11 protein-coding genes are annotated in these 8,590 nt (G+C 33.8%); 10 read left to right on the forward strand and 1 reads right to left on the reverse strand.

Annotated features, from left to right (window positions below):
* Positions 1–137: 137 nt before the first annotated feature.
* The 3 genes from AC25Y5_RS12060 to AC25Y5_RS12070 all read left to right on the forward strand — a co-directional run bounded on the left by AC25Y5_RS12060 (position 138) and on the right by AC25Y5_RS12070 (position 1,726).
* Positions 138–623, forward strand: a complete 486-nt coding sequence (locus tag AC25Y5_RS12060) for an N-acetyltransferase family protein (RefSeq protein ID WP_488140516.1) — start codon at positions 138–140, stop codon at positions 621–623.
* Positions 624–777: 154 nt separating this feature from the next.
* Complete coding sequence (locus AC25Y5_RS12065) at positions 778–1,476, forward strand: polysaccharide deacetylase family protein (protein ID WP_488140517.1); 699 nt, start codon at positions 778–780, stop codon at positions 1,474–1,476.
* Positions 1,477–1,528: 52 nt separating this feature from the next.
* A complete protein-coding gene (locus tag AC25Y5_RS12070; protein ID WP_488140518.1) occupies positions 1,529–1,726 on the forward strand; it encodes a hypothetical protein in 198 nt (65 codons plus the stop codon).
* Between the two features lie 176 nt (positions 1,727–1,902).
* Here the strand turns inward: AC25Y5_RS12070 and AC25Y5_RS12075 are convergent, their stop codons facing one another.
* A complete protein-coding gene (locus tag AC25Y5_RS12075) occupies positions 1,903–2,136 on the reverse strand; it encodes a hypothetical protein (protein ID WP_488140519.1) in 234 nt (77 codons plus the stop codon).
* A 603-nt stretch (positions 2,137–2,739) separates the two neighbouring features.
* Between AC25Y5_RS12075 and AC25Y5_RS12080 the strand changes: the two genes are divergently transcribed.
* The 7 genes from AC25Y5_RS12080 to AC25Y5_RS12110 all read left to right on the forward strand — a co-directional run bounded on the left by AC25Y5_RS12080 (position 2,740) and on the right by AC25Y5_RS12110 (position 8,187).
* The gene (locus tag AC25Y5_RS12080; protein ID WP_482103425.1) at positions 2,740–2,988 is read left to right on the forward strand and encodes a hypothetical protein; all 249 of its coding nucleotides are present in this window, start codon (positions 2,740–2,742) and stop codon (positions 2,986–2,988) included.
* Positions 2,989–3,195: 207 nt separating this feature from the next.
* Positions 3,196–3,621, forward strand: a complete 426-nt coding sequence (locus AC25Y5_RS12085; protein ID WP_488140520.1) for a GNAT family N-acetyltransferase — start codon at positions 3,196–3,198, stop codon at positions 3,619–3,621.
* A gap of 178 nt (positions 3,622–3,799) precedes the next feature.
* Positions 3,800–4,183, forward strand: coding sequence for a DUF1398 family protein (locus tag AC25Y5_RS12090; protein WP_488140521.1), 384 nt, complete (start codon positions 3,800–3,802; stop codon positions 4,181–4,183).
* A gap of 29 nt (positions 4,184–4,212) precedes the next feature.
* Positions 4,213–5,151 carry a DNA/RNA non-specific endonuclease gene (locus AC25Y5_RS12095; RefSeq protein ID WP_488140522.1) on the forward strand — a complete coding sequence of 313 codons (939 nt, stop codon included), beginning with the start codon at positions 4,213–4,215 and terminating at the stop codon, positions 5,149–5,151.
* A gap of 286 nt (positions 5,152–5,437) precedes the next feature.
* Positions 5,438–6,007, forward strand: a complete 570-nt coding sequence (locus AC25Y5_RS12100) for a GNAT family N-acetyltransferase (RefSeq protein ID WP_488140523.1) — start codon at positions 5,438–5,440, stop codon at positions 6,005–6,007.
* A 993-nt stretch (positions 6,008–7,000) separates the two neighbouring features.
* Positions 7,001–7,426, forward strand: a complete 426-nt coding sequence (locus AC25Y5_RS12105; RefSeq protein ID WP_488140524.1) for a hypothetical protein — start codon at positions 7,001–7,003, stop codon at positions 7,424–7,426.
* A 92-nt stretch (positions 7,427–7,518) separates the two neighbouring features.
* Positions 7,519–8,187: a DNA alkylation repair protein gene (locus AC25Y5_RS12110; RefSeq protein WP_488140525.1), complete on the forward strand. Its 669-nt coding sequence runs from the start codon at positions 7,519–7,521 to the stop codon at positions 8,185–8,187.
* The last annotated feature ends 403 nt before the right edge of the window (positions 8,188–8,590 follow it).

Raw genomic sequence — 8,590 nt, forward strand, 5'->3', positions numbered from 1 at the left:
TGAACTAAAGGGGCAGTTTAATTTAAATAGGAAATATTGATAGTAATGAAGAATAGAGATACTTAAGGGAGATGTGTCACTAACGATTAAAGGTGAATGTGTTGTAACAAAACAAAATTAAATGGAGGATGGTACAAGTGAGTTTCTTGATTCGTAAAATGATAAAAGAAGATAGGGAAAAAGTTCAAGATGTAGCACACAAAAGCTGGAATGCGACTTATGAAGGGATTATCCCCTCTAAGATACAAGAAAACTTTTTAAACTCAGCATATAGTGATGAAATGATGGAAAAACGTTTAAATGGTTCATTATTACTTGTTGCAGAAGTGAAAAATAGCATCGTTGGTTTTGCTAATTTCTCCCCAGTTAAAAATGAAGGTGAAGTAGAATTAGGTGCAATATATATTTATCCTGAAAATCAAGGAGTGGGAATAGGTACCGCTTTGTTACAAGAAGGGATTAGAATCTTAGAAGGTGTTAGAGAAATCTATATAAACGTAGAAAAGGAAAATAAAATAGGGAAAACTTTTTATGAAGCGAAAGGTTTTAACGCAGTTGAGGAATTTGACGATGATTTTGATAGTCATATTTTAAAAACAGTACGAATGGTTTTAGAAGTTTAGTTATTCAACTATCGGGTGCTTTACTTTAAGATGATTGAGCTGCTTAGAAGCCTCTTTTTTCTGTTCCAACTAAAGCAGCAGGATCCTTCAATAAATTTGCATTAAGCTAAAATACAAGCGTTATATAATAGCTTTTGAAAGAAAGGAAACACAGATGAAAAAGAAAATTATATTTTTTGGAATTGGATTTTTATTAATGGCTCTTTTATTCGCAGGAACGTTTAAGGTTACGAAATTAAGAACCTTTCAATTATTTGGAGGGTTAACATACCAAGTTGAAACGAAAAACAAGGTCATTGCTTTAACGTTTGATGACGGTCCGACAAAGAACGTGAATCAAATTCTGCCTATATTAGATAAATACAAGGCAAGAGCTACTTTTTTTCTTATCGGAAATGATATTGAAAAACACCCTGAAGAAGCAAAAAAATTGGTAGAAGCAGGGTATCAAATTGGAAATCACACCTATTCACACGAAAGAATGGTTTTAAAATCTCCTTCTTTTATTAAAGAGGAAATAGAAAAAACCGATGAGTTGATTAGAAAGTCTGGATATAAGAGCGAAATTGACTTTCGACCTCCCTATGGGAAAAAATTTGTTGGATTACCCTATTATTTAAAGAAGCACAACAGAGAAACGATTATGTGGTCTTTAGAACCGGATACTTATTACACAAGTGCTGATGAAAAAGTAGATTATGTAGTGGATAACATTAAGCCAGGCACGATAATCTTGCTGCATCCAATGTACGATCAAACAGGTGAGGGAATCCAAGTGATTGAAGATATTTTACGAGAACTTACGAAAGAAGGGTATAAATTTGTGACTGTGGATGAACTTCAAGAATTATGATTTAAGTAATGAAATTGATCTATCTTTAGCATTTTCGTTTGGAGAGATACAGTTGGTAAAACAGGGTGATTGTTCTAAAGGTATGTATCGCTTTTACCTTCTTCAAGTGACGGATGCTTTACATAAACTAAGTCAAAATCGTAACGAAGAGGACTATCAGAACATCGTTAATATACAATATGAGGAAAAGGATATGAACTCTCAGCAAATCGCACGAATGATGGAGCGGAACTTAAAAAAGGACAAATAATTAGGCAATAAAACTTTCATTAACTAACCTGCTTTAGTTAAAAATCATAGAGTTGCTTAGGCTGCTCTTTTTTCTTATTGAACTAACGGGGCAGTTTAGTTGAAGATGAGTATCAGAACTTTTATTTGGCATTTGACAAAAAACGAGTAACAAAAAGCCTCTTAAAAGTAAGAGGTTTAAACAATTGCATTTTCATTTATTAAAAGTTGTAGGGCTTCTGCTGATTCTTCAAGATTGTCAGATAACCTGACCGTATTATTTTTAAGATTGGTTATCTCTATAATCTTTGTATGTTTTAAGCATCGTACTGTCATTATTGGTTGTTTATTAGAACTAAATGTATGTGTAATCTCAACATCGTTGTACTTACAAAGAGTTTTAAACATTTTTATTAGACTTTCTTTTGACATTTTAGTGTCTCCTCCCTAATAGTGGAAGAAGACTAAGGAAAGTCTAAAGGTTTCCAAAAATTGTACTCTATTCCATTAAGTATAACATATATATGGTAGCCCATATATGAATCATCTGAATATTAAGGATGAAGTGAGTGATAATAACGAAGACTCTTATTAAACTAACGGGTGCTTTAGTTCAATAAGAAAAGGAGCGTCGTTCAGCGTTTGAATTCCTTCTTGCACTAACGAGGCAGTTAAGTTGAATAAGGATTAGTTTAAAATTTAATCGATGAAGGAGTTTTAAAATGGAGCTAATCTTGATTAGTATCTTCTCAGCTATAATAATATTTACAACGGTTTATTTCATGATTAAAGTATTAAATATTGCCTATAAAAGGGAAGAAATATCGCTTCGAAAATGTAGACTCTTAGTAGCTTCTTCAATCATAATAGGTTTACTCGTAAGTTCGATTTTGCCCTTTGTTTATCAAAAAATAATTGATGCAATTCTCTAAGTACTTTTGTAGCAATTTTATCGAGTAATACCTGTCTAGTGTTGAGCGTATTCTACTAACGGGGCAGGTTTGTTCAATAACAAGTATTGAAAGGAGATCTTTTGTGAGAACTATATGGTTTCCGTTATTATCATCAGTAGGGACAATGGCTCTATTATATTGGATTGGAAATAAATTTAATTTATCTCTTCTTAGGTTTTCAATTGATCTAAATGAACCGTTAGAAAATGGGTTGATTTTTGATGCAAATATTGCAATACTTCCTCTTGCTATCGGCTTAATAGTTGGATTTATTGTGCAACGTATAGTTAAAGTTAAAAGCAAACCAGGTACAATGAAGAGGAAGAGATAAAATGGGATCAATAAAGTCAGATTTTGCTGAAGGTGTTATTCTACTAACGGGTGCTTTACTTGAAGATTGTTGAGCTGCTTAGACGGCTCTTTTTTTGTTCCACTAAAGCAGGAGGTTACATCAATAAGCAAACATGGATTGTTTATAAATTCAGGTTCATTTTTTATGATAAAATATATACTCAAAAACTTAAATGGAGGGAAAGTTATGAAAATAACTCAGCAATGGAATCAAGAAGACAGTGATTTTATTCGTAAAAAGGTAATTGAACACAATCTTTCTAAACTACCGGATGATGTAAAGCACCCAGTCAAAAACATTAGCTTTATCCTTAGAGATGAAGAGGAGAAAATTTTAGGTGGCATTACAGGAACGATTTTTTGGTATCACTTACATATTGATTTCTTATGGGTTGATGAATCTCTAAGAGGTAAAGGATACGGAAAACAGTTATTAGATAATATAGAGGATATTGCAAGAGAAAATAGATGCAAACTCATACAACTAGATACATTTAGCTTTCAAGCACCAAATTTCTATCAAAAATATGGTTATGAAGTAGTTGGTATAATAGAAGAACATCCTAATAAAGATAATCAACAGTATTATCTTTCGAAGAAACTAGTTTATTGAGATACCTTGTTCAACTAACGAGCGCTTTAGTTAAAGAACGAGGGTTTTCTTAGGTAACTCTTTTTCAGGTTTGTTGAATAAACGAGTATGTCCCATTTTTACAAGAATTAGAAGTACCACTCAGGTTAGAATAGAGATGAAGGATATTTAAGAATTAATTCTAATAGGAGGCATATGTATGAATGACAAAATAACAGAAAGTGAGTTTCAAGAGATTATCCGTAGAAGAAGTAACGGTGAGATAACCTTTTCGCAATTCTTAGAAGAACTGTCTCAAAGTGGCATAAATGAATACGAAATAGAAGTTGCTACGGGTCAAGCTACATATAAAGGAGTTCATGCGGAGTTTAAAACAGATTCCCAAGTAAGCTTGGTTATCTCAGATAAATTTAATAGAAATAAGGTAGTTGAGGCAATCTCTAACATCTCACTTCCCTTTTTAGCCTTCTTAAAAGAGATTGCTGAGGGTGGAATTGTAACCTATCGTGTGGACATACCTGAGAAAAAGGTTACTTATATTGGAATCGGAGAAGAAAGTATTGAAGAACAGCTTAAAATTTAAAGAAATTCCAGAAATAGGAGAGTCCTAAAATGAAAAAGAAAATGAACTATTTAATCTTACTGTTAACGACCATCTTTATGGTTGGTTGTACCAACGTAGAAGATACATCCATTTCACAAGTAGAAACAGATACACAAGCAGTAAACACAGTTGAAACAAATAAAAAAAGTGTAAAAGAAGAATCTATCACTACGGCTGTTGAAGAACCAGTAGTAGAGGAAACACCAACCCAACCAAATAAGGAACTGTTCACAGGATATAAACTTATTGAAGTTGATGGTGGTGATTTGTCCGGATATCGTGAGCCTAACGTCGTCGTTGACATTGGTTACGGGGACCGTGAATATTGGGCATTTACTAATGAATACGGGCAACTAGTACGTGTCATTGCCGACGAAGTCATCATGCAAGATGACAGCAATGAAACTGTATTATCGTCTGGCAGATACTATTCTGATGAGGCAAAGGTTCCTGGCGTCGAAAGTGACGTTCTAGATGAAGGACATATAATTGCGGATTCTCTCGGAGGTGTATCGAATGCTTATAATATTACCCCACAAGATAGTACGCTCAACCGACATGGTGATCAAGCTTATATGGAAAACGTGATTCGTAGCACAGGTGGAGCTACTAATTTTGAGGCAATAATCACATATCCGAATACGAAAACGCAGATTCCTTCGAGTTATCAGTATACCTATACTTTAATGGGTAACGAGATCGTTGATATATTTGACAATGTGAACCCTGATGAAGTAAACGCATCGCTCGGTTTAACAGGTAGTGAGCCTTCTGGTTCAACTAGTTCAAACACAAACGGTGATATTGCGAGTGTTGATACAAACGGTAATGGACAGGTGACGATTAAAGAAGCAAAAGTAGCAGGTTTTAGTATGCCAATAACCAGTGATCATTGGTTATTCCCCTATATGCGCGATAATGATAATGACGGTATGGTGGGCGAGTAAGCCCCCTAGAACTTTGAGGCAATATAAATGAACGAAAGAACATTTTTCTCGTTGGTCGATTTATAACAATTTGCAAACGGGTGTCTATACAGATACAACTGAAGTTAATGGTCATATCATCTATAAAATTTGTACCGTGAAAATACAATTATTTTTCACTAACGAGTGCTTTACTTCAAGAAGGAGTAAAGCCTTTTTTCTTATTGAAGTAACAGGGCAGGTTGGTTTAAGAAGATATCTGATAATACGGGGAAATGTTAAATGAAAATAATGGAGTGTGAGTGTAATGATATATTTAGGTCATAAACCCCTAATAAAGGGGGAGAAAGTTGTTCTAAGACCTTTTATAGATGAAGATTTTCCTTACATAGAGGAATGCTTAAAGGATTCAGAAGTAATAAAACTGACAGGGAGCACATCGGATTTTGATAAGGAATCAACTCTCCATTGGTACAATACAAGGAATGACCAAACCGATCGCTTGGATCTGGCGATTGTTGACCAATCCCAAGGTATCTTAGTGGGAGAAGTAGTAGCCAATTTATATGATGAAAAAAATCATAGTATGAATTTTAGGATACTTATTGGACCAAGGGGAAGAAATCGTGGATTAGGAACTGAAGCAACTCAACTCATAATTGATTATCTATTTAAAAATACTACACTTAACCAACTTACTTTAAGTGTTTTTGACTTCAATCCAAGGGCTAAGTATGTATATGAAAAGGTTGGCTTTGTTATAGATAGTATTGATGAAAACGATCTAGAATTTGAAGGAGAATGGATAGATTCCATCAATATGAATTTGACAAAAGAAAATTGGCTGTACAGGGAAAATCCATTAAGAAATTCTTGAACAGACAATAGGGCCATTCTTTAATAATCTCTTATAAAGAAATGCGGGTATTAATGTTAAAATTTTTAAGTGATATTGTGAAAAATGTACTTAAATATCGAGGCAATATAGTATAAGCTAACATAATTTCAGGTATTTGCTTTACGAATTTCGTAAGATTTTAGTTTATTACCAAAAAATTGAGAGAGTGGGAAATTGCAATTATTATAAAGAGAAAAATATTAACTGCTATTCTTAGTAGTTTGTTATTTGCACTTATCTTTTCAGTACTTGGTGGCATTGAAGTGAACCGATTTCTTAATTTATATTTAAATTTATACTATTTAAACCTTATGTTTGTAATTACGTATGGTGTTATTGCTTCCTTGTTTAGTGACTGGCTTAGTAGGAAGGTTTCTAATAGAGCTTTTACTCGTGAAATTACCTCCTTCTTAATTCATTGTTGCTGCGGAGCAGTATTACAAATTTTTGGTCTTGGTTCTGCTATCTTATTCTTTATTATTGATCGTTTATTAAGTAGAGCGAAGATTGGATGGCTGTCAGTAATCATAGCATTATTAATTGTAGTACTGGTATTTATAATTATGATTAATAGGTAGGCAAAATATGCGAATTTAACAGCTAGAGATTGAAATTATACACTAAAAGTAACGAAAGTTTTAGTTGAATAGTAATCTTCGACAACCGGGCGCGATTGTTTTAAAACAAAAGTTAAGCTTTATAAAAGGGGCTGGTAAAACGTGAGTTTTTTAGACATATTAGGTGTTTCTGTAATAGCAACATTAATTATTTTTTCTTATAGAAAATTCAAAGAAAGAACTAGGGAAAGTAATTAATTAAACTAATGGGTGCTTTACTTCAAGAAGGAGTAAAGCTTTTTTTCTTCTTCCACTAACGCAGCAGGTTAGTGGAAGAAGAGGTATTTTTAGAGGCGTGTTGAAGTAGTTAATATATGTAGATAATTCAATTCAACATCTTGTGGGGGGAATTGATTTGAAGAAAATAATCACTTTATTATTTACAATAATGCTTTTAACAGCTTGTTCAGAGACTACGTACAATGATTATAAATTTAGTGGAGAAAGTGAACATTGGGAAGCTGAATACTCCTATAAAGGAACTGAAAAATCGGGAGGAAAAGACGGTTCTTCGAACGAAGATAGCTATGAGTTTAGATTAAAATATAAAGGTTCTTTAGATGAGTTGTCTTCATTACAAAAACTTGAATACTCTTATGAAACTAATAGTAGTGGAGGAGATAGCACTGAAGAGTTCACGGAACCCCCATCAACAGTAACGTTTTCGTCTTCAGGTCGCTCAAAAGGCGGGATAAAGGTAGAGGAAGATGAAGTTATAAAAGTAAATGTAAAATGGGATGACTTTGAAGAGTCATTTGAACTGCATAATAAAAGTAAGTAACTCTGTTGAACTAACGGGTGCTTTAGTGAAAAATAATGGGGTTGCCAGAGGTAACATTATGAAACAGTGCTTTAATAAAGGAGTTGTATAAGATGAATGAAAATAAAGGTGCAGAAATAAAACGCTCTTCAAAAGCAGAAAACATTCTCCCTCAGATCAATAGTAAAACTAAGCTAGGCGACTTACGAAAAATCGCGAAGGACATTAAAAAAGATCACGAACTAGGTATGGAGCTTTGGTCAACCGAAGAGTTTTTGCCCAGACTATTAGCAATCTTAATTATGGACAAAAAACTTCTTTCACAAGATGTGCTAAATAAGCTTGATAAGGATATGCAGACTCACACTTTTGATGAGCGAAATAACTTAATGGATTGGTTAATGGCCAATCAGCTCACAAAAGACAAGAAGAAAATTGCATTGATGGAGTCATGGGAAAATAGTCCTTCTGCTCTTCAAAGGCGAGCTTTCTGGTATTATCAAGGGCGATTGAGATGGACTGGACAAACACCGCCTGATAACACCGCAGACTTGCTATCTGCAATAGAAGCTAATATTACGCAGGAAGAACCGGAAGTTCAATGGGCTATGAATTTCACCGCATGCTGGATAGGCGTTTATGATGAAAATAATCGTGCACGTTGTATTAAACTTGGTGAGAAAACGGGTCTTTACAAAGATGAAATAGTAGCAAAAGGATGTACTCCCAGCTATTTGCCGGAGTTCATTACGATTGAAGTTAACAAACGACATAATAATTAGTTACCTCTGAAAAATTTATTAGAGTTTAATGCGAAAAAATAAAGGAATTCAAAGCCTCAATATGAAAATTGTAATAGGCTTGGACCGGAAAATAAAGAAAACTAGTTAGTGAAATATGCAAGGAAGATGTAAAGGATTAACCCACTATCTCTTTTTGATCTTTAGGGCGCTTATTTTTAAGAAGAACAACTTTCCAGCTGCGCAGTACAACGATACTATTCAATAGAAAAAGATCTTCCACAATCGGACGCTTTTATTAAATAAGAAAGCGTCTTTTTGCATGGACAACTCATTTAAGGGATTAAGTTTATCGAGGTGTAAAAAGGATTGTGAAGTATCGTACTTAAACTAACGGGTGCTTTCGTATTATAAGGTTAACCAGTTTTTACTGGTTGACCTTATT

Source organism: Sporosarcina sp. Y1011, from assembly GCF_057669885.1.